The organism is Micavibrio aeruginosavorus EPB (assembly GCF_000348745.1).
GTDB classification, from domain to species: Bacteria; Pseudomonadota; Alphaproteobacteria; order Micavibrionales; family Micavibrionaceae; genus Micavibrio; species Micavibrio aeruginosavorus_A.
Map to the genome: position 1 here is coordinate 849,145 of NC_020812.1, position 25,849 is coordinate 874,993.

Annotated in this window: 24 protein-coding genes and 1 riboswitch; of the genes, 18 read left to right on the top strand and 6 right to left on the bottom strand. The window is 47.5% G+C overall.

The window, feature by feature from the left end; all coding sequences use genetic code 11:
• Window positions 1-19: 19 nt before the first annotated feature.
• Window positions 20-709: a phosphoribosylanthranilate isomerase gene (gene trpF, locus A11S_RS03905; protein ID WP_041802420.1), complete on the bottom strand. Its 690-nt coding sequence runs from the start codon at window positions 707-709 to the stop codon at window positions 20-22.
• A 227-nt stretch (window positions 710-936) separates the two neighbouring features.
• Here trpF and A11S_RS03910 point away from each other — a divergent pair, with 227 nt between their 5' ends.
• Window positions 937-1,533 (top strand): hypothetical protein, encoded by a 597-nt coding sequence (locus tag A11S_RS03910; protein WP_235068171.1) that lies wholly within the window; start codon window positions 937-939, stop codon window positions 1,531-1,533.
• Here A11S_RS03910 and recQ read toward each other — a convergent pair.
• Together recQ and A11S_RS03920 are read right to left on the bottom strand one after the other, a co-directional pair.
• The gene (gene recQ, locus A11S_RS03915; protein WP_015467196.1) at window positions 1,530-3,356 is read right to left on the bottom strand and encodes a DNA helicase RecQ; all 1,827 of its coding nucleotides are present in this window, start codon (window positions 3,354-3,356) and stop codon (window positions 1,530-1,532) included. The genes A11S_RS03910 and recQ overlap by 4 nt on opposite strands.
• A 104-nt stretch (window positions 3,357-3,460) precedes the next feature.
• Complete coding sequence (locus A11S_RS03920) at window positions 3,461-4,141, bottom strand: class I SAM-dependent methyltransferase (RefSeq protein WP_041802422.1); 681 nt, start codon at window positions 4,139-4,141, stop codon at window positions 3,461-3,463.
• Window positions 4,142-4,536: 395 nt separating this feature from the next.
• Here A11S_RS03920 and A11S_RS11775 point away from each other — a divergent pair, with 395 nt between their 5' ends.
• The gene (locus A11S_RS11775) at window positions 4,537-5,763 is read left to right on the top strand and encodes a molybdopterin molybdotransferase MoeA (protein WP_015467198.1); all 1,227 of its coding nucleotides are present in this window, start codon (window positions 4,537-4,539) and stop codon (window positions 5,761-5,763) included.
• A gap of 2 nt (window positions 5,764-5,765) precedes the next feature.
• Here A11S_RS11775 and A11S_RS03930 read toward each other — a convergent pair whose 3' ends face one another.
• Entirely contained in the window at window positions 5,766-6,434 is a 669-nt protein-coding gene (locus A11S_RS03930) for a Crp/Fnr family transcriptional regulator (protein ID WP_235068184.1), read from the bottom strand.
• A gap of 233 nt (window positions 6,435-6,667) precedes the next feature.
• Here A11S_RS03930 and A11S_RS12145 point away from each other — a divergent pair, with 233 nt between their 5' ends.
• The 9 genes from A11S_RS12145 to A11S_RS03970 all read left to right on the top strand — a co-directional run bounded on the left by A11S_RS12145 (window position 6,668) and on the right by A11S_RS03970 (window position 19,732).
• Entirely contained in the window at window positions 6,668-9,310 is a 2,643-nt protein-coding gene (locus A11S_RS12145; protein ID WP_015467200.1) for a nitrate/nitrite transporter, read from the top strand.
• A gap of 76 nt (window positions 9,311-9,386) precedes the next feature.
• Window positions 9,387-13,115 carry a nitrate reductase subunit alpha gene (locus tag A11S_RS03940; RefSeq protein WP_015467201.1) on the top strand — a complete coding sequence of 1,243 codons (3,729 nt, stop codon included), beginning with the start codon at window positions 9,387-9,389 and terminating at the stop codon, window positions 13,113-13,115.
• Window positions 13,115-14,770 carry a nitrate reductase subunit beta gene (gene narH, locus A11S_RS03945; protein WP_015467202.1) on the top strand — a complete coding sequence of 552 codons (1,656 nt, stop codon included), beginning with the start codon at window positions 13,115-13,117 and terminating at the stop codon, window positions 14,768-14,770. The genes A11S_RS03940 and narH overlap by 1 nt, the downstream gene beginning before the upstream one ends.
• Window positions 14,771-14,774: 4 nt before the next feature.
• Window positions 14,775-14,972, top strand: a complete 198-nt coding sequence (locus tag A11S_RS11870; RefSeq protein WP_148285095.1) for a hypothetical protein — start codon at window positions 14,775-14,777, stop codon at window positions 14,970-14,972.
• 2 nt (window positions 14,973-14,974) lie between these two features.
• Window positions 14,975-15,676 carry a nitrate reductase molybdenum cofactor assembly chaperone gene (gene narJ / locus A11S_RS03950; RefSeq protein WP_015467203.1) on the top strand — a complete coding sequence of 234 codons (702 nt, stop codon included), beginning with the start codon at window positions 14,975-14,977 and terminating at the stop codon, window positions 15,674-15,676.
• 2 nt (window positions 15,677-15,678) lie between these two features.
• Window positions 15,679-16,365, top strand: coding sequence for a respiratory nitrate reductase subunit gamma (gene narI / locus A11S_RS03955; RefSeq protein WP_015467204.1), 687 nt, complete (start codon window positions 15,679-15,681; stop codon window positions 16,363-16,365).
• Window positions 16,365-17,159, top strand: a complete 795-nt coding sequence (locus tag A11S_RS03960; RefSeq protein WP_015467205.1) for a peptidylprolyl isomerase — start codon at window positions 16,365-16,367, stop codon at window positions 17,157-17,159. Before narI ends, A11S_RS03960 begins: the two co-directional genes overlap by 1 nt.
• Window positions 17,160-17,220: 61 nt before the next feature.
• Window positions 17,221-18,570: an oxygen-independent coproporphyrinogen III oxidase gene (hemN, locus tag A11S_RS11780; RefSeq protein ID WP_015467206.1), complete on the top strand. Its 1,350-nt coding sequence runs from the start codon at window positions 17,221-17,223 to the stop codon at window positions 18,568-18,570.
• Complete coding sequence (locus tag A11S_RS03970; RefSeq protein ID WP_015467207.1) at window positions 18,554-19,732, top strand: NnrS family protein; 1,179 nt, start codon at window positions 18,554-18,556, stop codon at window positions 19,730-19,732. Before hemN ends, A11S_RS03970 begins: the two co-directional genes overlap by 17 nt.
• A gap of 6 nt (window positions 19,733-19,738) precedes the next feature.
• Here the strand turns inward: A11S_RS03970 and A11S_RS03975 are convergent, their stop codons facing one another.
• Both A11S_RS03975 and A11S_RS03980 read right to left on the bottom strand, forming a co-directional pair.
• Window positions 19,739-20,440 (bottom strand): Crp/Fnr family transcriptional regulator, encoded by a 702-nt coding sequence (locus tag A11S_RS03975; RefSeq protein ID WP_015467208.1) that lies wholly within the window; start codon window positions 20,438-20,440, stop codon window positions 19,739-19,741.
• An 11-nt stretch (window positions 20,441-20,451) separates the two neighbouring features.
• On the bottom strand, window positions 20,452-21,141 hold the full coding sequence (locus A11S_RS03980) for an NnrU family protein (RefSeq protein ID WP_015467209.1): 690 nt from the start codon (window positions 21,139-21,141) through the stop codon (window positions 20,452-20,454).
• Between the two features lie 88 nt (window positions 21,142-21,229).
• Window positions 21,230-21,357: riboswitch (molybdenum cofactor riboswitch) on the top strand.
• Here A11S_RS03980 and moaA point away from each other — a divergent pair.
• The 7 genes from moaA to A11S_RS04005 all read left to right on the top strand — a co-directional run bounded on the left by moaA (window position 21,349) and on the right by A11S_RS04005 (window position 25,743).
• Window positions 21,349-22,338 carry a GTP 3',8-cyclase MoaA gene (gene moaA / locus A11S_RS03985; RefSeq protein ID WP_015467210.1) on the top strand — a complete coding sequence of 330 codons (990 nt, stop codon included), beginning with the start codon at window positions 21,349-21,351 and terminating at the stop codon, window positions 22,336-22,338. Its footprint overlaps the riboswitch before it by 9 nt.
• Window positions 22,339-22,358: 20 nt before the next feature.
• A complete protein-coding gene (gene moaCB / locus A11S_RS03990) occupies window positions 22,359-23,384 on the top strand; it encodes a bifunctional molybdenum cofactor biosynthesis protein MoaC/MoaB (protein ID WP_015467211.1) in 1,026 nt (341 codons plus the stop codon).
• A 1-nt stretch (window position 23,385) separates the two neighbouring features.
• Entirely contained in the window at window positions 23,386-23,628 is a 243-nt protein-coding gene (locus A11S_RS11875; RefSeq protein ID WP_015467212.1) for a MoaD/ThiS family protein, read from the top strand.
• Window position 23,629: 1 nt separating this feature from the next.
• Entirely contained in the window at window positions 23,630-24,115 is a 486-nt protein-coding gene (locus A11S_RS03995; RefSeq protein WP_158497189.1) for a molybdenum cofactor biosynthesis protein MoaE, read from the top strand.
• The gene (mobA, locus tag A11S_RS11785; protein ID WP_158497190.1) at window positions 24,099-24,635 is read left to right on the top strand and encodes a molybdenum cofactor guanylyltransferase; all 537 of its coding nucleotides are present in this window, start codon (window positions 24,099-24,101) and stop codon (window positions 24,633-24,635) included. The genes A11S_RS03995 and mobA overlap by 17 nt, the downstream gene beginning before the upstream one ends.
• Entirely contained in the window at window positions 24,625-24,978 is a 354-nt protein-coding gene (locus A11S_RS04000) for a hypothetical protein (protein ID WP_015467214.1), read from the top strand. The genes mobA and A11S_RS04000 overlap by 11 nt, the downstream gene beginning before the upstream one ends.
• Window positions 24,979-25,743, top strand: a complete 765-nt coding sequence (locus A11S_RS04005) for a sulfite exporter TauE/SafE family protein (protein ID WP_015467215.1) — start codon at window positions 24,979-24,981, stop codon at window positions 25,741-25,743.
• Window positions 25,744-25,849: the final 106 nt, after the last annotated feature.

The following is a 25,849-nucleotide window of genomic DNA, read 5'->3' on the forward strand; positions in this document are numbered from 1 at the left end:
TCCCAATAATAGCGGGTGATTATGGGGCGATGTAGGGGGCGGCAATCTTTAAAACCCGCCGCACTTTATCCAGATCAAAGTGATCATCGGTGCGCACGCCTGTTTCCATGTCGATCCACGTGGTGTGGCCGTTGGCGACTTTTTCGATCATATCAATATTGTTTTGAACATTGTCCGGGTTCATACCGCCGGCATAGCCGCAAAAATGGCCAGACAAGGGGGCGTCCCAACTGTCGGGGCTGATCCCGCGGCCTGCGGATTCATCGAACAGGACGGCATGGTTGGGAACATCGGACAAGAGGGGGAGTAGGCCCGCTTTGTCTTTTGTGTATTGGATAATGAATTGATGCTGAGGGTTTTCCCGCACGCGTGCCACCAGCTCGGCCGGATCATAGCGTCCTTCGACGTCCCCAAATTTCAGGTTTAGTTGGATACGTTGGAAACCGGACATTAAATCCAGAATATCGTGCTCACCACGAATAAACCCGAGGAAGCCGCCGTCGCACAAATGCATGGCAGTATGTGGGCCTTTGTAATTCTTGGAAAAGTTCCGAATCCACTCCGCTGTGGGAAAGCGGGCTTGTCCAGCGCGTGCGGGTAAGAGCAAAATGGCCCATTCGACGAAAGGAAAATCTGCGGCAATTGCGTTCAGGTCGTCCACGCTGGTTTCATCGTCGGCACCAGTGATCGAACAATATTTTAACTTCATCGCGCGCGCTTTCTATTGGGCATTTCAATCTGACGCTGATTATGGGGAAGGGGGTGGGTATTCTCAACAGAATTTGACAGGTTGTAATTATTTACATAATATGCAGAAAGTTTTGATGGCGCGCGAGTGTGAAAATGCGAACTTTTCTGGCAAAACAATGGCTTGTCCACCAATTTCGGACCAATAAACCAGTGGCAGAACCCTATGGTGGGGATGCCGGGGTCCTCTTGGCTGAAACGCCTGCGGGTTTTAAACGTCTGGCTGATCCCAATGTGCGCGCTGTGGTCTGGGTACCTCGGGATGGTTTTATGCAGGACAGTGCGGCGGATATGCGTGCAAAAATACAAAATTTGGACCCGGATGATCGCGATGTCTTGGCGTCGGCTGTCCTGATCCAGCATGGGCAACATGTTTCCGAAGATCAGAAAACCACTCTGGCCGCACGCGGACTGAAATCTGTTTTCAAACAAACATCGGGCTTTATGCGGGATCGTCTGGACCTGATCCATGCGTTCCATGTCGCTGACGGGGCCAGCTATATCCTGCCGGTGGCAACGCTGATGAATGATAAAAATGATTCCATGAATAATGCGGGCAATCATATGCACCGGGAACAGGCCGTGACGCAAATGCTGCACGTGCCGATTGGGCCGGGTACCGTGTGGTTGGATGATCGCGGTGAAAATGTATCTTTGCCGGAAAATGGCTTCTTGCTGTTCAAGGGCGTCTTTTCAAAAGATCCGGAAATGGCGCTTTGGCATCGATCGCCCATCTATTCCACGCCGCAACCGCGGATGATTTTTTCATCATTTGGTGGTGCTTAACCAGCCTGTCGGATCACATCCAGAAATGCGGGCGCGTACCGATCCAGTTTGGATTGCCCCACACCCGGAATTTGTGCCATGGAATCCATGTAAATGGGACGGCGTGTGGCCATGGCGATTAAAGTTTTGTCATGGAAAATAACATAGGGCGGTAAATTGGCTTCGCGCGCAATTGACAGGCGCAGGGCTTTGAGCGATTCAAACAACACCCGATCGGCGTCGTTTTCCAACTCGGCCAGCGCGTTTCCAGCCTCGCGGCTTTTGCTTTGACGGCTTTCCTTCTCACGCGGAAGGCGGAGCTGCAACGTGGCTTTGTCTTTCAGAAACTGCATTCCATCCGTCGTCATCTTTAATCCGCCATGCCCCTCCAAATCAACGAAGATCAGGTTGGCGGCGACCATCTGGCGGATAAAGCTTTCCCATGTGCGACGATCAATGTCGGTGCCAATGCCCCAGGTGCTGAGCTGGTCATGGCTGTGTTTATCGGTCTGTGGTGTTGGTGTTGCCGTTAGAACGTCAATAATATGCTTTCCGCCAAACATATTCCCGGTGCGATGAATGCACGACAGGATTTTCTGCGCCGGGATGGTTCCGTCAATGCTTTGCTGCGGCGACAGGCATGAATCGCAATTCCCGCACGGTGCTGCGTCGTCTCCGAAATATTGCAGCAGGATCTGGCGACGGCAATGGGCGGCCTCGCAATAGCCGAGCAATGCGGTCAGCTTATGGTGTTCCACGCGCTTTTGTTCGTCCGGTGCATCGGAATTGGTGATCATCTGACGGCGCAGGGCGACATCCTGCAACCCGTACAGCATCATGGTGGTTGCGGGTAGACCATCGCGTCCGGCGCGTCCTGTTTCCTGGTAATACGCCTCGATATTCGCGGGCAGGTCCAGATGCGCCACAAATCGCACGTCGGGCTTGTTAATCCCCATGCCAAAGGCAATGGTGGCGACAATAATAACGCCTTCTTCTTTCAGGAAACGGTTTTGATGGTTGGCCCGCGTGCGCGCATCCAGCCCCGCATGATAGGGCAGGGCCGTGTAGCCTTGGTCCAACAGCCACTGCGCCGTTTCATCCACCTTGCGGCGGGACAGGCAATAGATAATGCCGCTTTCCCCACGCGGGCGATCCTGTAAGAACGCCAGCAATTGTTTTTTCGGGTTATCCTTCACCGCCACATCATATCGAATATTCGGGCGGTCAAACCCGGCGACGAAAATCTGGTCCAGTTTTAACTGCGCCATAATATCGCGACGTGTTGGCGCGTCGGCGGTTGCGGTCACGGCAATGCACGGCACATGCGGGTACCGATCGCGCAACGCCGACAACATCCGGTATTCGGGCCGGAAATCATGGCCCCATTGCGATACGCAATGCGCCTCATCAATCGCGATCAAGGCAATGTCGATATGGTCCAAAATATTCAGGATCGCATCCGTGACCAACCGTTCCGGTGCGATATACACCAAATCAAGTTGCCCATTCTGCATGGCGGACAACGCCTCCTGCATCTCCTGCCAGCTCAGCGAAGAATTCAATGCCGCCGCCCGAATGCCCAATTCGCGCAGCGCGTTCACCTGATCCTGCATCAATGCGATCAACGGCGACACGACAATGCCTACACCGGGGCGGCACAGGGCCGGAATCTGATAACACAGCGACTTCCCCGCGCCGGTGGGCATCAGGGTGCAACAACTCCCCCCCGCCATCACATGCTCAATCACCGCCTGCTGATGCCCGCGAAATGAATCATAACCGAACACGGTTTTAAGGACTGTGTCGGGGGTGTGGGCGGGTGCGTTTTGTGTATGGGCGAACATCCTGCTTTTTAACATGGGGTTCCACAGGGTAACAGCTATATTCCGCCGTTTTTTGATAAAGTTCTGTGGATATTGCAATGTTTAGCGATGCGTGATGGGCGCAATTATCCTTTTATTCCAAACCATCCGACAATCATAAACGCTTGGAAGAACCGAACCGGCTGTTCAATCCCGCTGGAGCGAATGAAATTTTCCGTTTCCTCTGGAGATGTGACGGAAAGAATATTCTTTAGTAAGTGTGGAATGTTTTTGATTGAATCGTCTGTGCCCCCCATTTGCATCTGCAACGTTTTCCATGCGCGTAGCATATCCGGAAATTCCGCGGAATTCAGATCGGAGCTGATTTCTGTATTGATAAAATATCCGCCTGTTTTCAATCGCTGTTGCATGTCCGTGTAGAATGCAATCCGTTCATCACGCGGTATGAAATGTCCGACAAGGATGCTCAGGACCGCGTCAAATTTTTCTGTATTGGAAACGTCATGGATATATCCATGGATCAATTCACAGGGGTTGGAAATGCCTGCATTCTTTAAATTCTGTTTGCATACCTCCAGCATTTCCATTGATGGGTCAACGCCAACGAATGACCATTTGGGGTATGCGCGGGCCAGTGACAGAATCTCGGCTCCGGTCCCGACCCCAACACACAAAATCCGTGCATCGGTGGGCAGGTCCTTTAACAGGAGACGGATCAGGAAATGCATATTATCCGCAATGGCGGCAAGCTTGTTGTTTCGCTCATCGTAGGATTTCGAAATGTCTGCAGTGAAAAAATTAGTCATTGAACGCCCCGTGCGACTGGAATTTCCATGCCAACGGTAACGGCGCGAATCGGTAAATGGAAGTGTGAAATGAGTGGCGGTGTGCGTAGTCATCGCCGAACTGTTCTCAACAGAATTCCCTGTTTTTCAGGGAAAATACAGGGAGTTCTGTCGGAGTGCTGTTAAGCGATGGCGCGGGCTATTGTGTATTACATAATGCAAGATGAGGCCCGTGCTAACAATGCGTGTCTTAATTAATTACGCAGTGCCCAAACGTGATTCAGAATTTTTGCGGCCAATGTAGCCTTGTCTTGAGGAAGGAAACGCCCATAGTGCTTGGCAACCATATCCAGAACATGTTTGTTTGATCTAAATCAATGTTTCCCCTTGGGAAACATAATAGGAGTCGTTTTGTTATGTTGTCTTATTACGATGCTGTACAGCTTTTGCAGAAGATGGCGCTTTCTGTGGCGCCGTTGGTTGAGACCGTTCCCCTCGCGGAGGGGATTGGGCGTATTTGTGCCCAGGATGTGCATGCGCCCATTGATATACAGCCTTTTGATAATGCTGCCATGGATGGCTTTGCCGTAAAAGTCCATGATGTAGAGGGCGCAACAGAAGATCATCCCGTTCGGTTGCGAAAATGCGGGGTTGTCGCGGCGGGGCGGAATACAGATCATGTGGCTCTTGAGGCAGGAACCTGTCTTCATGTTATGACCGGGGCTGCGATTCCCGATGGGGTTGAGGCTGTTGTCCAGATTGAGGACGTGTGTGTAGAGGGTGATATTGTTCGCTTTATGCGCCCGGCAACAGCGGGCCAGCATATTCGGCGTGCCGGCGAAGACTTCATGCAAGGTGATAGGTTGCTTTCTTGCGGAGATACCATCACGGTTGCTCATATATTACCTTTGGCGACGTTAGGCGTTGCCACTGTAACCGTTTTCAAAAAACCAAAAGTTTTATTCATTCCAACTGGAACCGAGATTGTGGACGATTTGAGCCAGTCTTTGCAGCATGGCGAGATTTATAACTCAAATAAATTTTATACAGTCGCGTTTCTTGCTTCTTGTGGTGCTGATGTTGTGGTGCACGATACAATCCGTGATGATGTTGGGGCTTTTGTGGACGCACTCCGTCAGATTGATGGTCAAGGGTATGATGTTATTGTTTCCTCTGGCGCTGTTTCAAGCGGGAGTTTTGATTTCGTCCGTGATGGTTTGGAACAAGCGGGTGCTGAGGTTCTGTACCATAAAATAAAATTAAAACCGGGAAAGCCGAATTTATTGGCCCGGATGCCTGGGGGAGGCGTGTATTTCGGGTTACCGGGAAATCCTGTCGCAACAGCGGTAGGGTTGCGTTTTTTTGTTGCGGAATACTTGAAAACCATGCGGCGGCAAAATGCGTATGAGCCGGTTTATGCGCGCGTTGTAAATGGGTTTTACAAGAAATCCGGTCTGCATATGATTTTGAAAGGGCGTATGGAATACTGGGATGATGGATCCATTACTGTTGATATTCTCGATGGTCAAGAATCATTTAAGACCAGCCCGTTTCTCAATATGAATTGCTGGGTTCATATGCCGGAGGATGCTGATACGATAAAATCTGGCGATGTTATTGAAACGTTCCCTTTAAATATTTAGGCTTAATTCAATGGGCATGTCCCACACCCATTATCATGCCGGGGGCACATTGCTGCGGTATCAGAATCGCAGAAGTGACATAGGGAATAAGCGTCCTTCATGCGTATTTTTTCGTCTGATACATTGATTCCCATAGCTTGCATCTGCTTGAGTGTGCGTGAAAATGTCTCTGGCGTCATTCCCAGGTAATTGGCAATGATCTGTTTTTTAAATGGCAATGTGAACTCAAGATCATCGTGCCCCGCTTCAATATGTTTGGACAGAAAGTAATATCCGACCCGCTGTAAAGGGGATTTGATGTTCATGGCATCAATCTGATGCATCGCGCCCTTATAGTGGCGCGTGACAATACGCAGGATGTTTACTGCGAACTGTGAATCGTCCAGAACGTGTTGGCGTACGATTCGTTCCGGCATTAGCATCAATTTACATTTTGTCAGAGTCTGCGCAGCGATGGGTGAGGGGCCCCCCATAAAAAGAACGGCCTCCATACAAGTTCCTCCCGGCTCAAGAAGCCGGATAACCGCCTCGCCACCGTCTTCGTTTAGGCGAAAGGTTTTCAGGGTTCCCTCGATAACGAGATATATCCCTTCGGGCGTATCCCCTTGTTGGACAAGGAGATGGGAGGGGCCATACTCCTGCATGACAGAATGCGAGAGAATTTTTTGCAAACTATCCTCACTCAAGCTATCGAAGAGTTGAGGCGGTGTGGACCCGGTAAAATTTTGTGGTAACGTTATCATAAATTTAAAGTATTTTTGGATTTTTCATATCGTTGCTATCTTGATCTGAATCAAGTAAGGCCCTAGGCGTACATGCAATATTAGAAGGAAAGGGAAGGTAAAGATAGCCTTTCTCGATAAAAGACCGCGGGGTCTTTCAAATCTATGACCGGAATCGGACCATGAATTTTAAAACCAAACAAAAATGCGCCCTTTCCCTGACCACACTGGCGTTTACAGCCTGTTTTGCTGTGTGGACAATTTTTGCCATTATCGGTGTGCAGATTAAGCAGGATATGGGGCTGACTGACACGCAGTTCAGCCTTCTGATCGGGACGCCGATCCTGACGGGGTCTTTGGTTCGCCTATTTTTGGGTATTTGGGCCGACCAATATGGGGGGCGCCCTATTTTTCTGTCCGTTATGTTATCGTCGGCATTTTTTACATGGTGTCTGACCTATGCCGACACATATGAAATGCTCTTGTTGACAGCATTAGGAGTTGGTTTAGCGGGCGGAAGTTTTGTTGTCGGTGTGGCCTATCTGTCGAAATGGTATGAAACAGAGCGTCAGGGGACCGCTCTTGGCGTTTATGGTATGGGAAACATCGGCGCGGCCGTTACGAAATTTATCGCGCCATTCGTGATGGTATCTTATGGATGGCATATGGTCGCTCAAGCTTGGGCTATTGCTCTGGTTGTGATGGCTGTTCTGTTCTGGATCTTCACAAGAGATGAACCCCAAATCGAAGCGCAGAAAGCGGCACACGCGGCACCAAAATCAATGGCTGAATCACTAAAGCCTTTGGGTAAATTGCAGGTTTGGCGTTTTTCTCTTTATTATTTTTTCGTTTTTGGTGGTTTTGTCGCGCTGGCTCTGTGGTTGCCGCGTTATTATGTTGGCGTTTATGAAATGGACATTAAGGCTGCTGGTGTCCTTGCTGCCCTGTTTTCTGTGGCCGGATCGCTGTTCCGTGCCGTTGGTGGCTATCTGTCTGATAAATACGGTGCTCGGGCGGTTATGTACTGGACATTTATTGTCTGTGCGTTGTGCTGCTTCCTGCTGTCTTATCCAAAAACAGACTACATCGTACACGGTATTGATGGAAATATAGCCTTCAGCTTTGGTTGGGGTGTTGTTCCTTTCACAATGATTATTTTTGTTCTTGGATTTTTTATGTCCTTGGGCAAAGCGGCGATATACAAACATATTCCTGTGTACTATCCCGACAATGTTGGGCCAGTTGCGGGGATTGTCGGCTTAATCGGTGGGTTGGGTGGTTTCTTCCTGCCGCTTTGCTTTGGGTTGATGAACGATTATCTCAATGTCTGGACCAGCTGTTTTATGTTGATGTTCGGGCTTGTATCCGTTGCCTTCCTATGGATGCATATCTCCATTCGCCTGATGGAGCGGAAAAAATTCCCTGAAATTGTTAAGCCAGCGTACTTTACAGAGTTGGAACAACAGGGGCCAGTTTTGAAAGTCTGGAAACCAGAGGACGAGGCTTTCTGGAAGAAGGAAGGCTATAAAATTGCACGTAAAAATCTTTGGCTTTCCGTGCCTGCGCTCTTTTTGGCGTTTGCGCTGTGGATGGTGTGGAGCGTTGTTGTTGTAAACCTGCCGAAGATTGGCTTTGATTTTACAACGGAGCAATTGTTCTGGCTGACTGCTTTGCCAGGACTATCTGGTGCGACATTGCGGATTTTTTATTCTTTCATGGTTCCGATTTTTGGCGGACGCAGATGGACTGCAATCAGCACGGCGGCGTTATTAATTCCGACCATCGGGATTGGGGTGGTCGTACAAAACCCGAGCACGCCTTATGCCGTATTTTTGATATTGGCCCTGCTCTGTGGTTTGGGCGGAGGGAATTTTGCATCAAGTATGGCGAATATTGCTTTTTTCTTCCCGAAAAAAGAAAAAGGTAATGCTCTGGCCTTGAATGCAGGCCTAGGAAATCTGGGCGTCAGCGCTGTTCAATTCTTGGTGCCAATTGTGATTGTTTATAACATTTTTGGTGGTTTTGCGGGCGGGGCGCAGGCCGCAGGCGATACCCAACTCTGGGTTCAGAATGCGGCCTTTATTTGGGCCCCGTTTATCCTATTGTCGGCAATTTTGTCGTGGTTTTTCATGAACGATATTGCTGATGTCCGGGCCTCTGTTGCGTCGCAACTGGCGATATTTGAGCGCAAGCACAATTGGATTATGTGTGTTTTGTATATTGGTACGTTTGGCTCGTTCATTGGGTTCTCTGCAGCTTTCCCGTTGTTGTCCCAATCTCAGTTCCCGGAGGTGAATGCATTGCAACTTGCATTTATGGGGCCACTGGTTGGGGCTTTGACACGCGCGGGTAGCGGGTGGATTGCAGATAAATTCGGTGGCGGTCGTGTCACAATTGGTGTTTTTGTTACCATGATTGCCGGAACGATGGGCGTTTTATATTTCCTGTCTATCAAGACAGAGCCCGGCGCGTTTTATGGTTTCTTTGCGATGTTTCTGGTTCTGTTTGCGGCAACCGGGGTGGGGAATGCATCAACGTTTCAGATGATTCCAGCCATTTTTTGGCAAGACCGGAAACGGGCCCTTGCTGGCCAGCCAGAGGAAGAGGTGCGTAAAGCGGCCGAGCGTGAGTCTGCCGCTGTCATTGGGTTCAGTTCTGCAATTGGTGCTTTCGGAGCGTTCTTTATACCGAAAAGTTATGGAACATCAATCGCTGCGACCGGAGGTGTTGAGGCCGCCTTATACATCTTCATCGCCTTCTACGCCGTGTGTTTGTTCCTGACATGGTTTTTCTACGTTCGCCGTTCAGCGGTGATTAAATGTTAACATTCTTGATTCAGATCAAGGATCGCGCCCGGCGATACGGGCATGAATTGTCCAGAATGCAAAGGAGTCTGGGATAATGAGCTATTTTATTGATCGGGTTAGCTATTTTTCGCAAAAGCGCGAAACTTTCTCCAACGGGCATGGTGTAACAACCGATGAAAACCGTGGTTGGGAGAAGGGCTATCGTGATCGCTGGGCCCATGACAAAATTGTTCGGTCAACACATGGCGTGAACTGCACGGGTTCCTGTTCGTGGAAAATCTATGTCAAAAATGGCCTGATTACTTGGGAAACGCAGCAAACCGACTATCCTCGCACGCGCCCGGACTTGCCGAACCACGAACCGCGCGGATGTGCGCGCGGGGCCAGCTATAGCTGGTATATCTATTCCGCCAATCGGCTGAAATACCCGATGGTGCGCAAGCGTCTTCTGGATATATGGCGTAAAACAAAACAGCAAGTCGGCGGCGATCCCGTCAAGGCATGGGCGGCAATTCAAGCTGATCCGGAATTGCGGGCCTCTTATCAGCGTGTGCGCGGTCGCGGCGGATTTGTGCGGGCAGGGTGGGATGAGGCGAATGAGATTGTTGCCGCATCTAATATTCATACCATTAAAATGCATGGGCCGGATCGCATTATCGGGTTCTCTCCGATTCCAGCCATGTCGATGATCTCTTATGCAGCCGGGTCGCGTTATATGTCGCTTCTGGGTGGCGTATGTATGAGCTTTTATGACTGGTATTGCGATTTACCACCATCCAGTCCTCAGACATGGGGTGAGCAGACCGATGTGCCGGAAAGCGCGGATTGGTATAATGCTGGATTTATTATGTTGTGGGGGTCAAACGTACCCCAGACCAGGACGCCAGATGCGCATTTTATGACCGAAGCCCGGTATAAGGGGACGCAGGTTGTAACAGTTACGCCTGATTATTCCGAAGCGTCAAAGTTCGGTGATATCTGGCTGAACCCACGCCAGGGCACCGATGCCGCGATGGGTATGGCTATGGGGCATGTGATCCTGAAAGAATTCCATTTGGAACATCCATCGGAATATTTCGACGACTATTGTCGCGCTTACTCCGATATGCCGTTTCTTGTTAAATTAGAACAACGTGATGGTCGTTTGGTTCCTGGGCGTATGGTAAGAGCTTCGGATTTTGAAGGTTGCCTGGATGAAGCAAATAATCCGGAATGGAAGACGGTATGCTTTGATGAAGATACAGGAAATATAACGGTTCCGACGGGTTCAATCGGATTCCGTTGGGGTGAAGAGGGTAAATGGAATATCGTTCCAACGGATTCAAAAACCAATAAAGCCATTCGGCCGCGAAAAACATTGCTTGGCGTTCATGACGATATCAAGCAAGTTTCCTTTCCGTATTTTGGCGGCCAGGCGCATGAGCATGATTATTTTCAAACTAATCAGAATGAAGATATTCTCGAGCGAAATATTCCGGTGCGTATGCTGGACTTGAACGGTGTAAAAACACCGGTTGCTTGCGTTTTTGATTTGCTGTGCGCGCAATATGGCATTCATCGTGATGGACTCGGCGGTGATAATGTCGCCGCAAATTATGGCGATAACGTCCCATATACGCCGAAATGGCAGGAGAGCATAACAGGCGTTCCCGCAGATCAGGTGATCCAAGTGGCGCGTGCCTTTGCCCAGAACGCCCATGTGACCAAAGGCAAATCGATGATTATCATCGGTGCGGCGATGAACCACTGGTATCACATGGATATGAATTATCGCGCATGTATTAACATGCTGGTGTTCTGTGGTTGTGTGGGACAATCCGGTGGCGGATGGTCGCACTATGTAGGGCAAGAAAAGTTACGTCCGCAAACGGGATGGGCTCCATTGGCTTTTGGGCTTGATTGGACGCGCCCGCCACGCCAGCAAAATTCAACGTCATTTTTCTATGCGCATACTGATCAATGGCGTTATGAAACTTTACAGTTGGATGAAATTTTATCCCCGCTGGCGGATAAGTCGCGTTGGTCTGGCTCCTTAATTGATTGCAATATACGATCAGAACGAATGGGCTGGTTGCCATCCGCTCCGCAGCTTGAAGAAAATCCGATTGATCTGGTGAAAAAAGCCGAAGCTGATGGACGAGATCCGGTCGATTATGTTGTAGACCGTCTGACGCGCGGCGATTTGCGGATGTCGTGTGAAGATCCTGATAATCCTGTGAACTGGCCGCGCAATATGTTTGTTTGGCGTTCAAATATTTTGGGATCAAGTGGAAAGGGTCATGAATATTTCCTGAAACACTTCTTGGGGACGCAGCATGGCGTGCAAGGAAAAGATTTGGGTGATGAAGGGAAGGGTAGGTCCAGCGAAGTTGTTTGGCACGAGCAAGCGCCGGAAGGAAAACTTGATCTGGTCGTTACTCTGGATTTCAGAATGTCAACGACGTGCGTTTACTCTGATATTGTTCTGCCAACAGCAAGTTGGTATGAGAAGAATGACCTGAATACATCGGACATGCATCCGTTTATTCACCCATTGTCGAAGGCGATCGACCCGGTTTGGCAAAGCCGATCTGATTGGGAGATTTACAAAGGGTTTGCTAAAAAATTCTCAGAACTCTGCGTCGGTCATCTCGGGATCGAAAAGGAAATCGTTCTCAACCCTATCCAGCACGATACGGCGGGTGAGTTGGCGCAGCCAGATGTAAAAGAGTGGCGCAAGGGCGAGTGCCCGCTGATTCCTGGAAAGACGGGACCTTCAATGAAGGTCGTTGAGCGCGACTACCCCGCTATATTTGAGCGCTTTACAAGCCTGGGGCCATTGATGGAAAAGCTGGGCAATGGTGGAAAAGGAATCGGTTGGAATACTGACCATGAAATCGACTTTCTAAAAAAACTGAATGGCGAAAAGAACGGTTTAGCAAAAATCGAAACTGATATTGATGCTTGCGAAACAGTTTTGTCCTTGGCTCCCGAGACAAACGGCGAAGTCGCTGTAAAGGCGTGGGCTGCTTTGGGTAAGGCAACCGGGCGTGATCACACGCATCTTGCGCTCCCCAAAGAAGAGGAAAAAATTCGTTTCCGGGATATTCAGGCCCAGCCACGAAAAATTATCAGCTCTCCAACATGGAGTGGTATTGAGTCCGAACATGTGTGCTATAACGCTGGTTATACAAACGTTCACGAATTTATCCCGTGGCGTACGCTAACCGGACGTCAGCAATTGTATCAGGACCACCCGTGGATGGTTGATTTTGGTGAGGCTATGGTTTCATACCGTCCGCCTATCAACACACGTACGGTGAAATCAATGCTGGATAAGCATGGTGAAGAATCACCGACCATCCTCCTTAATTTCATTACGCCGCACCAAAAATGGGGTATTCACTCAACTTACACAGATAACTTGCACATGCTGACGTTGTCACGCGGTGGCCCTATCGTCTGGGTAAGTGAAGTGGATGCAAGAAAAATCAACGTGAAAGACAATGATTGGCTCGAGGTTTTCAATGCTAACGGTGCTATCGTTGCAAGGGCGGTTGTATCCCAACGCGTAAACGAAGGCATGTTGCTGATGTACCATGCGCAAGAGAAGCTGGTTCATACGCCCGGAAGCAAAATTACCAACGCTCGCGGGGGAATTCACAATTCTGTTACGCGTGCGACATTAAAACCAACGCATATGATTGGTGGTTATGCTCAACTGTCATATGGGTTTAATTACTATGGAACCGTTGGGTCAAACCGCGATGAATTCGTTATTGTTCGTCGGATGGATTCGGTTGACTGGATGGACGAGCCCGCGAAAATGGAGGCGGCCGAATAATGAAGATACGTGCGCAAGTAGCGATGGTTTTGAACCTCGATAAGTGTATTGGCTGTCATACCTGTTCTGTGACGTGTAAAAATGTCTGGACTTCACGCGAAGGGGTAGAATACGCCTGGTTCAATAATGTCGAAACAAAGCCAGGCGTCGGCTACCCGAAAGAGTGGGAGAACCAAAAAAAATGGAAGGGGGGCTGGAAGCGCAAGTCGAACGGCAAGATTGAGCCGAACCAGGGGAGCCGATGGCGCATACTTGCAAATATTTTCGGTAACCCAAATCTGCCGGAAATTGATGATTATTACGAACCTTTTACGTTTGATTACGATCATTTGCAAAAGGCGCCAGAGATGAAAACTATGCCCACGGCGCGTCCGCGGTCACTTGTCACTGGGCAGCGTATGGAGAAAGTGGAGTGGGGACCAAACTGGGAAGAAATTCTTGGGACGGAGTTCGAGCATAGGAAAAAAGATTACAACTTTAAAGACATCGAAAAGGAGATGTACGGGGAGTTTGAGAATACGTTTATGATGTATTTGCCCCGTTTGTGTGAGCATTGCATCAACCCGACCTGCGTGGCGTCGTGCCCGTCCGGATCGATTTATAAGCGCGAAGAAGACGGTATTGTTTTGGTTGATCAGGACAAGTGCCGTGGATGGCGTATGTGTATTTCCGGATGCCCGTACAAAAAAATCTATTACAACTGGAAAACCGGTAAGGCGGAAAAATGTACGTTCTGCTATCCTCGAATCGAAAATGGTGACCCGACCGTATGTTCAGAAACGTGTGTCGGTCGTATACGCTATCTGGGTGTTATTCTGTATGATGCCGACCGGATTGAAGAGGCTGCCAGCGTTGAGAACGAAGAAGATCTTTACGAGGCACAATTAGGCATATTCCTGAATCCACATGACCCGGATGTTATTGCTCAAGCGCGCAAGGATGGAATTCCCGATAATTGGATTGAAGGCGCGCAAAAATCACCCGTATATAAAATGGCGATTGATTGGAAAGTAGCGTTTCCGCTGCATCCTGAATATCGTACGTTGCCAATGGTGTGGTATATCCCGCCATTGTCACCGATCCAGACGGCGGCAGCTAAGGGAAAAATACCAACGCGTGCGGACGGTATTATGCCGGATCTAGATGACATGCGTATCCCTGTCAAATATTTAGCAAATATGTTGACTGGAGGTAAGGAAGCGCCAATTCGTCTTGGATTGAAGCGCATGATGGCAATGCGCCATTATATGCGAAGCAAGATGTTCGAAGGGCAGCCCGACAAGACATTGTTGGAAGAAACGGAACTGAGCGAAGAGTTGGTTGAGGACATGTACAAGATTATGGCGATTGCGAATTACGAAGATCGCTATGTCATTCCAACCGGCCATCGCGAAGAAACGTTGGATGCTTTTGGTGAGAGCGGCGGTTGTGGTTTTTCGTTTGGAAACGGGTGCGCTTCGCATAGCAACAGTGAGTATGATTTATTCGAAAGCCCAAAACAATCGCGTGGCCAATCGGGTAGTACAAAGAGCAATCGCGTCAATACAATTTTTGAACGTGATCATTACGAAAAGGTTGCTGTCACCAATTCAGGATGCGGAAGCGGCGGTTGTAGTAGTGGCGGATGCGGTGGTGGCAAGGGCGGCTGTGGATAAAGTCGTGGAAATGATCATGAACATATTTAGAACGATTGGGCTGATGTTCGGTAAAAAAATCGAAGATCCCGGAGTAAATAATTCTGATCCTGTCGTCCGCATACGCGATCGTGGTGGTAATCGCCAAAATGAACACCATTGTTGTGGAGCGTGTGGCGGAAATGATCACGAAATGAAGCCTGTGAATAAGAAAGGTGAGTAACTATGCGGACGCTAAAAATTCTTGGGTTTTATATGACCTATCCGGAACAGGGACACATTGAATCTGCGAACCAGTGCCTGGAGATTTTGAGATCTGAAGCGTGGTTATCCAGGGCCTCTATTGAGAAATTGGCATCTTTATTTCAGTCTTTCCAAAAAGAGAATCTGATGGATTTGCAGGAAACATATGTAGCCCTGTTTGACCGAACGCCGTCACTTTCGTTGCATTTGTTCGAGCATGTTCACGGAGATTCGCGTGATCGCGGACAAGCGCTTGTTGACTTGCTAGGTGTTTATGAAGACGCTGGTCTTTTTATCGACACAGCCGAAACTCCGGACTATCTTCCTTTATTCGCGGAATATTTATCGCATCTGGCGCCAGAAGATGCCCGCGAAACGATAGGGAGTGTTGTGAACATTTTATCATCTTTAGCAGAAAGGCTCAGAAACAGGGGCTCTGAGTATGCCTGCATATTGGATGCGATGGTTGAGACCGCTGGGCGTAGTCCAGATGAAAAAGCAGTTCAGGATTATTTGAAGAAATCATCCGGCGATGCGCTCAGCCTCGATGAGATGGATCGCGAATGGGAAGAGCAATTTGCCTTCAATAATACGCCCCAGACAACCGGCCAGGATATGGGATGCCCAAAAGCCGAAGAAATGCTGGCGCGGATGTCTGGCTATAAAGAAGAGGAAAGGGTTTAGAGATGGGGCATTTTATGAATTTTTTCCTTTTCCAGATATTTCCTTATATCGCAATTGCAGCCTTTCTTTTGGGGTGTCTGTTGCGTTTTGATCGCGATCCATATTCGTGGCGGACGAAATCAAGTCAGCTTTTGCGACGCAAGCAATTGATAATGGGCAGTATTTGTTTCCACTTGGGTGTGTTGACGATCTTATTGGGGCACTTTGTCGGTCTTTTAACGCCGATACAGGTTTTTGATGCTTTGGGTATCTCCCACGGGGCAAAGCAAATTCTGGCCATTACAGCAGGGGGAATCGCGGGATTGTTCTGTCTTGTGGGTTTGTGCATGCTGTTGCATCGCCGATTATTTGATCCGAGAATTCGTAACAACAGCTCCTTTGCTGATATAGCGGTTTTGTTTTTATTGCTGGCGCAGCTGCTTTTGGGGTTATTGACCATACCGAGTTCCATGAAGCATTTGGATGGGCATGAAATGGTCAAATTTATGAACTGGGCCCAGCATATTGTAACATTCCGTGGCGGTGCCCATGAATTCGTTGCGGATGTGGCTTTGGTTTTCAAGCTGCATATAACATTGGGTTTATTCCTGTTGCTGGTATTCCCATTCACCCGTCTGGTTCATGCTTTAAGCGCACCTGTTGGGTATGTATTTCGCCCATACCAAGTTGTTCGTAAGCGGGCGAGATAATGATTATGAAATCGATTGCGCCAGGTATTGAAGTAAATGGAATCCGGATTTCGACGGAAGAAATAAACGCTGAGGTACAGTATCATCCAGCCGAAAGTCTGTTTTCTGCAAAATATGAGGCTATGCGTGCCTTGGTTATAAGGGAAATGTTAATCCAGCGTGCCGTTGAGATGGGGTTGTGCAAAAGAGATGACGCTGTAAAAAATCCGGATCAGATCATTGATGATTTGCTGGAAAAAGAGATTAATGTTCCTGATGCGGATATTGATACATGTAAGAGATACTACGAAAACAACAGGTCAAAATTTTTTACATCGCCACTCTTTGAGGTGTCTCATATATTGTATCTTGCGCCAGTAGATGACACAGAGGCTAGAATTGAAGCCTTGGAAAAGGCGAAATCTACACTTTCTAGAATAAAACGAGAACCGGAACTTTTTGATGCGATTGCTAAATCTGAATCGGCTTGTTCTTCGGCAAAAGATGGTGGTTTTTTAGGGCAGATTAGCCGTGGTCAGACAATGCCGGCTTTTGAGGCTGCCTTATTCCAGATGTCCGAGGGGGATATAAGCGCTGAACCCGTTGCAACAGAGGTTGGCTATCATATTATTAAGGTTCACAAGTGCGCGGAAGGGAAGCAATTGCCCTTTGATAACGTTGCGGATTGGATAGCCCAGGATTTACATGAAAAAAGCTGGAATCGTGCTTTTAAACAATACATTCAAATTCTTGCTGGACGTTCAAGGATAAGCGGTTTCCGTTTTGAAGGGGCGCAGAGTCCATTGGTTCAATAATTGTGTGATGGCTTGATCTGCATCAAGGGGGGAATATTTTATTTCTGTACTGTCTGAAATTATGACAGATAAAGCAACAAAAGCCTTAATCCATAAATATGGTGGTGCCGTCCCAAGATACACCAGCTATCCGACGGCGGTACAATTTGACGACCAATTCACGAGTCTCGATTTTATCACATGCTTAAAAAGCATAGATCCATGCGATCCGGTATCGTTGTATATCCACATCCCATTCTGTCATAGCTTGTGTCATTATTGCGGGTGTAATACAAAAATTGTTCAGCATACGAATGTTATATCATCTTATGTTGAAACATTATGTCGTGAAATTGAGCAAGCGGGATGCTACCTTCCAAAAGGCGTTATTGTATCGCGTATACATTTCGGTGGGGGATCGCCTAATTATGCCCCGAATGCGGACATTGAAAAAATTATAGATGCCCTGAGAAGAGTATTTCCCACGATCCATGCTGCGCAAATTGATATGGAGTGTGACCCGCGACTTCTAAGTGATAAAAAAGTCTGCGCATTATCTGATCTTGGAATTCGGCGGGTTAGTTTGGGCATACAGGATTTTGATCCTGTGGTTCAGGCCGCTGTCAACCGCATTCAGCCATTAGATCACATACGCGATCAGGTCGGCTATCTGCGGAGCCGCGATATTCATGATATAAATTTTGACTTAATTTTGGGGTTGCCTGAACAAACGCTTCACAGCGTAGGGAACACCTTGATTGAGACGGCTAAAATGAGGCCATCGCGTATTTCCGTCTTTCCCTACGCGCATGTTCCGTGGATGAAAAAGCATCAAAAACTTCTCGAAAAATACAATTTTCCATCACCAGAAATCCGTTTTGATATGCAGTGCAAAGCCAGTCAGATCCTCAAGGCCGAAGGTTATGTTGAGATTGGTATTGATCACTATGCGTTACCGGAAAGCTCTCTGAATGAGGCGGCGCAGAGCGGGCGCATACAGCGCAATTTTCAAGGATATACTGATGATCCGGCCACGGTTATTTTGGGTTTTGGTTTATCTTCTATAAGTCAGTTTAAAGATGCATATGCACAAAATACGACAGATGCGCTTACATATCGCCAATCTATTGATCAAGGCTCTCCCCCTGTGCATAGGGGGTACAAAATGGACCCATCCGACATCAGAGCGCGTGAGGCGATTATGCGTATAATGTGCTATTTTCAGCTTGATTTGGCTGATTATCCGGGAACCGTTGTGTCGTCTGTCCTGTTGTCTGATTTGGAAGAGGATGGAATTATTTTTCGTGATAAGAGTGTTTTACAGGTGACTGAAAAGGGAAAGTTTTTTACCCGTGTTGTCGCTTCATGTTTTGATCCAGCATTCCAGTTTGGATCCTACAATAAGGATAGCCATCATGCTAAAGCCGTCTAATAAGTTGTTCAGTTCTCCATTCTGGGGGCGAGGATTCCGGCCATTTTTCTTTTCTGGGGCGATATTCGCCATCATCAGTATTTGTGCCTGGGGGGCGTTTTACGCGGGTACAGGAATCGTGCCTCCGACTTTCATGCTGAATCCTGTCGCATGGCATGCGCACGAGATGATTTATGGTTTTAGCATGGCGATTGTTGCCGGGTTCTTACTAACTGCGGTCGCAAATTGGACTGGCGGTGCGCCGGCCCGGCAAATTCATCTGGCAACGCTCTGTTTCCTATGGTGGATTGGGCGGATTGCCATGGGAATTGATCTTGGGTTACCTCAGTGGTCTTCCATTATGCTTGAGCTATTGTTTATACCGGCTCTTGCGATTTCACTGGCGCTTCCGCTCTTTCGTAGCTGGAACAAACGTAACTTTATATTTTTGAGCATTTTGACGATTTTGTTCGGCTGCGATGCGTGGTTTATGCTAACTGCGAACATGACGCCTTTGTATGTAGCTTTGATGATGATTTTAATGATGGTTTCGTTAATAGGGGGGAGAGTTATTCCGGCTTTTACCGTTGCCGCGTTGCGACGTCAGGGAATCAAAGCGTTCCAAACTGACCAGCCTAAAATGGATATAGCAGCCTTACTTTCACTGGTTTTGGTTACTATTACGCTTGTCTTTGCCAAGGATAGTCTTGTTTTTGGTGTGTCTGCCGCAATTTCTTGTGTTATTCATGCGATAAGAATGCGACATTATCATACACTTTCGACCTTTAACGATCCCCTTGTTTGGATATTGCACGCTGGATATGCGTGGCTTGTTTTAGGTTTAGGGTTGTTCGCTTTGGTTGGGTTTGATGTTTTTCCGATCAACGCGGTTGTTCATGCCATGACTGCGGGCTGTATTGGGTCTATGGTTATTGGGATGATGTGCCGAGTGACTCTGGGGCATACGGGGCGCGCTCTGAAAGTTGATATGATGACGACCGTATCATTTGTGACTATTCAGGCTGTTGCTTTGATGCGGGTTTTTGGTCCTATGATTATGCCGGAACATTCTACAAGCTGGATAATATATTCAGCAGCGCTTTGGGTTGCTTGTTTTTCCGTCTATCTTTTTTGCTACAGCGGGTTTTTATTCGCTCCTCGACCCGACGGGCAAGAGGCTTAAAAGCAATCAACATGGCGTGTCCTGGGCCGATACGTCACAAAAATCAGCCAGTTTTTTTAAGTCTTTCACGATGATGTGGCGCCCCTGAATGTGAACACCATAAGGTTCAAGTTTTGCCAATGCGCGCGAGAACGTTTCCGGTTTAATGTTTAGGCGTGTCGATATTACAGATTTATCGTAGGGTAGATCAACAAGCCACCCCTCGTGTTCGTGCTTCTCTTTGCGACAAAAACGGATAAGAAAGGTTCCAATCCGCTGTGGTGCGGTTCGAGTTGTTACTTGCTCCAACTGTTGAACCAAATAATGCTGTCGAGCTGCAATTGCGGCTAACATGCGTAATGCAAAGCGACTATCGGCCTCAATTTTATGGACAAAGAAATTTCGCGGAATTTCAGCGACGATTGTATCTTCTATGGCTTGCGCGTTGACTGGATAAGTTTTGCTATCATTAAATACGGCGGCTTCGGCAAAGGACTCTCCAGGGCCAAAAACATGAATAATAGTTTCTTCTCCATCGCGCGTTGGGCGATAAAGTTTTACCCATCCTTGCAAAATAATAAAAAACGCATCGGCTTTATCCCCCATAATGAATAAGTCACGCCCTTTCGGGTATGTTTTTTCATGACAAAATTCCGCCAATTGTTCCAAGCTTTCGGAATCAAAATTCTGGAATAGAGATGCTTTCTTGAGAGTATGAGCCAAATTCATGCTGGTTTCTCTTAAAATGGTGGTGTTGGGTTTATTCCAAAAAGTGTCTGGTGTGCAAGGAAGGCAATGACGTATAGGACTAGTCCTATAATTATCCCAGCGATGTCCAGTTTTGTAAGACGGAATTTACCCGAGCGCAAGGCGCGTCCACAGAATATGATGCTGTGTGTATTTTTTGCCATGTGTGTCCAGGAATCGACACCTATTTCACGGCGCTTCCTATGATCCAAAAGAGGAATGCCAAGCAAAGACATGATCATAAAAATAAGAAACATGAACGCTAGAGGAAATTCTCCGTTAACAATTAAGTGCGACAAGGCCCACAAGAAAAATCCCCATAAGATCGGATGTCGCGTCAAGGCAATTATTAATCCTGGTTTTTCTGGATTAAAGCCATGGCTATGCGTTGCAATTGAAAATGGATTGGGCACGACAAATCCAGAAACCAGGAGAATGCAAGCAAGCGGCATCACGAGGTTGGGAATCCAATATAAGCCATGGACCCAAGGCCATAGTGGAACTCTGGGTGCTATTCTGGCCGCATGGATCAGCCACCATAGAAGGGCGAGGCTGATGCCTGAATACAGGAGCAGGTAGTTATTATGTCCCACACGTTTTACAATCCATGGCTTTAGCCGCGTGCGCGAGACGAGCATATGTGAAGCAAGAAATGTTATTAAGGCGGTGAAAAAAATCAGCATTTACAGGCCTTTATCTGCTTGATTTGGATCAAGTTATTCTTCTTTATCTTTATGTACAGTCCCGTACACTAGACTTGCCACGCTTTACAGTGCGTTGCAACTCCGAGCCTGTCGCACCTAAGTGCCGTATTGATTCGGTATATGGACGACAGGCCGGGGTCGTAGTGGAAACGCTCCGGCCTCCCACGTTTGGAAAGGAGAACAGACATGGAAAAAACACCGCAAATTGCGGATACTTTCGGTAGGCGCTTTCCTTATTTGCGCCTGTCATTGACGGACATTTGTAACTTTCGTTGCTCATATTGTTTGCCTGATGGTTACAAAAAGACGGGATGCGAAAGTTTTTTGTCGCGCGATGAAATTTTACGCCTTGTTCGTGCATTCTCCGGAATGGGCGTGTGGAAAATTCGTTTGACGGGTGGAGAGCCAACTATTCGTCCGGATTTCATTGAGATCGCGCGCGATATTTCAGGCATTCATGGTATTGAAAAACTGGCGTTTACCACCAATGGATATAAATTGCCGGAGCGCGCAAAAGAATATTACGAAGCCGGGCTTAGCGCCATAAATATTAGCATTGATTCGTTAAATCCACGACAGTTTGAAGCAATTACCGGACATGATCGTTTGGCTGAAATCATGGATGGTATGAATGAGTGTTTTCGTGTTGGGTTCAAAACAGTCAAAATAAACACCGTTTTGTTGCGTGGTATGAATGATGATGAAATCGATGATTTCGTTGATTTCGTAGCAGATAAACCAGTGTCTTTGCGCTTTATTGAGCTAATGCGTACAGGGGAAAACGGGGATTATTTCTCAGCGCACCATTTGTCCGGAATTCATGTTACACAACGTCTTCTTGAGCGCGGATGGTCCATAAATCCTCGTTCTGAAGGTGCGGGACCTGCCGTCGAATTTTCTCATGAAAAAAGTCTTGGAACGATCGGGCTGATTGCGCCGTATGCAAAGGATTTCTGCAAAACGTGTAATCGACTGCGGGTGTCAGCAAAGGGGAATTTGCATTTGTGTTTATTTGGAGAGGGCGGGTATCCGCTTCGTGACCTTTTACAGAGAGATGATCAATGTCAGGATTTGCAGGATAAGATAATGAATCTAATGAATTTTAAAAAATCCAGCCATTTTTTACATGATGGTGATACAGGCGCAACGCCACATTTGGCATCAATTGGTGGATAGATAAAGGAGTAGAGCTTATCATGAAACCGGCAAAGGATATTCTGAACTTCAAAGTCAGCCACGATCCAAATTTCAAGATGATCGACGTCGGGCGCAAACGACCTACGCGGCGTCGTGCGGTGGCTTGTGGAACAATTTGTTTGAGCCCAGAGGCGTTTTTTGCTGTGCGTGACGGGACTTTGCCCAAGGGGAATGTTTTGGCTTTAGCGGAAGCAGCAGGGATTATGGGGGCGAAAAGAACCCCGGATTTTATTCCTATGTGCCATACCTTGCCCTTGGATCAGGTGACGGTCCATTGCGACTTGAAGGAGACTGATCATAGCATTGATGTTTATGTGCAGGCTGCGGCCTACGCGAAGACGGGCGTCGAAATGGAGGCTTTGGCCGGAGTCAATGCGGCTCTGTTGACGATATGGGATCTGACCAAGGGAATTGATCCGGACCTCTTGATAGAAGATATCAGGTTGCTGATCAAAACAGGTGGTAAGAGTGGCGTTTGGACCAATCCACGTGGCATTCCGGAATGGTTGCAGGAGCAGTTACCGACCGCACTATTTTTGTCGGGAAAGAAAGCTGGAATTCTAGTCATGAGCGATCGTGCTTCTTCAGGTGCTTATGAAGACTTATCGGGTGCATTGTTGAAAGATATTCTCTGTTCTGCTGGTGCGGATGTTTGTGCGTATGATGTTATTCCGGATCGTCAGGACGATATCGCGAAAGTGATGCTCGATATGTGTCACGCGAACAAACTGGACATTCTCATTGCATCCGGCGGGACGGGGCCGGGGCCACGCGATGTAACTCCCGATGTCCTGGCACGTATCAGTGACAGAGTTCTTGATGGAATTGGTGATTTTATGCGTATGGAAAGTTTACATTATGTCGATACGGCATGGCTTTCACGCATGACAGCCGGAATGATTGGATCAACTCTTGTCATTGCATTTCCAGGGTCGCCAAAAGCTGTGCAGGAGTGTTGGGAAATTATTGGTCCATATATCGGTGATGCGTTAGACAAGATCAGAAAGCAAGGCTTCGAGGTGTAGAATGAAAGTTTCTGTCATTCACTATGGTGCTTTCAGGTCTCTGGGCAGCAAATCAGATTTGGATATTTCGCCACCTGTTACAATTGGCGCCGTTCGAAAATTGTTGTGCAACCATCTTGGTCAGGATTATGCCTTGTTAATTGATGACTCTGTATTTGCTAATGATACAGATGTGCTTCCCGATGAATTTGTACTAGATGTTGATTGCTCTCTTTCAATTCTTCCGCCTGTTTGTGGAGGATAAGATGACAGTTTATGTAGCTGTGAAAACAGCACAAATTTCCATTTCAAATCTAGTGAAGAAAGTTGAGTCCGCTGATTGTGGTGCGATTGATATTTTTGTCGGCGCTGTACGAAATAGCCATAATGGAAAAGACGTTGTGGGAATAACGTATGATGCGCACGAAAATCTTGCGGAGAAAGTCCTCCGCGATATTTGCTGCGAGGGGCAGGGGGTCTGGCCCGGAACACACTATGCTGTTGAGCATTATAAGGGGGAATTGCCCGTTGGTGGTATTAGCGTAGCAATTGCGGTTAGCTCACCGCACCGCGCTGAAAGCTTCGAGGCCTGCCGCTACGTCATTGAAGAAATAAAAAGGCGTCTCCCAATCTGGAAAAAAGAACATTATGTGGATGGAAAGAGTGAGTGGCTTCCCGGTCATTCGCTTAGGGTTGAGAGCGAGCTCAGTGTTACCTGCTGTGGTAAATGCTGTAATGGAAAGCATGGTTAGTTATCCTGGTGTTGTAGGTGTCGTTCTGGCCGGTGGGCAATCACGCCGTATGGGGCGGGATAAAGCTTTGCTGAATTTCCGTGGAAAAGTTCTGCTGCTTCATATGATGGATACTCTCTACAGCCTGGGCTTGAAGGATGTTTTTGTCAGCGGGTCTTTCCCCGGCTATCCATGCATTGAGGATTCACTTCCACATACAGGCCCAGTGCAGGGCATAAAGAGTGTTTTGCGCTATAAATCGGGCTATAAAGGATACCTTTTTGTCCCAGTAGATATGCCGCTTTTGCCTGCTCGTGCGTTAAAAGGCTTACTGTCGCAGGAGCAAGGAGGGTATTATACAGGGTGGCCATTGCCTGCGTATATTACCCCGCCTTTTTTCCCATCATCACGCAATTCTGTCCGTGGTTTTTTATCAGAGCAAGGAATATATCCAGTTTCATTGCCTAATGATTGTGATGATTTCATGAAGAATGCGAATACACCCAAAGAGTGGGATGAGGTGGAAAGTTATGAATGTTAAAATTTCCGGTAATTCGATAACGTTTAAGATTTCTGAATTCGAATTAAATGCCCTGATCGAGCAGGGAGTGATCACACAAGAAACGCGCTTTGATACCGGTGTTTTTGTTACAAGAATTATTTTTCCCGCCGACGATAATGCTGATCCTATCAAGTTTCTTGTGAGTAATGTTCCAGATGGGGGGGCGTGCATCGATTTATCTTTTGGTGTAACGCACAAGGATATTTCATTCCTTTCTGCGATAGGAAAAAATCGTGAAGGTCTGTCGATGAAGTCTGGTAACATTGATGTAACTTTGCAGGTTGATATTCGAAAAGATAGCCGAGGAAGGAAGGCTGTTTAAATGATTATTCCGGCGGGGCTTTTTTTCTGTACCGCTTTACTGTATGCCAGTGTCGGGTTCGGTGGTGGATCAACCTATAACGCGATATTGGTGTTGTTCGACGCGAACTATAAAATAATCCCATTTGTTTCTTTGGCGTGCAACATTGTCGTTGTAATTGGAGGGGTTTGGTACTTTTCCCGTCATGGGGGTTTTTCTTCGCGGCGTATTCTTCCATGGATATTATTCTCTATGCCAGCTTCTTTTATTGGCGGTTCTCTACCAATCTCTGAGGTGGCATTCATCGGAATTCTAGGAATTATGTTGCTTTTGTCTGGTATCAAGCTGTTGCTTCCAGATCGTACATTTTTTGATGGCCATAAAGCGCCTGACCCTAGAAATAGTTGGTTCTTTGCGCCAGTTTTCGGAACTTCTCTTGGGTTGATGGCTGGGTTAACGGGAATAGGCGGGGGCATCTTTCTTGCGCCGGTTCTCTATTTTTTGCACTGGGGTAATGCTAGGCAAATTGCTGGTGCATGCTCACTTTTCATTTTGATGAATTCTTTGGCGGGTATAACAGGGCAAGTTGTTAAACTTGAACGTTACGACATTATATACCTTGCCCTACCTTATGCTCCTTTGCTCCCGATGGTGTTTATAGGCGGGCAGATTGGATCGTATTTGGGGGCGGGACCAATAAATCAGGTTTTTATTAGGGGTGTGACCGCAATTTTAATATTGTATGTGGCGGTCAGACTGTTAATCCGATTTGGATTTTCTTTATAAGATCAAGAAAAAATCAAGCAATTATTGTCCTTGATTTGAATCAAAGACTGTTCGTTCTATAAATCCATATGATTTTTACGGCTAAAAATCATATGCATCAGGGTTT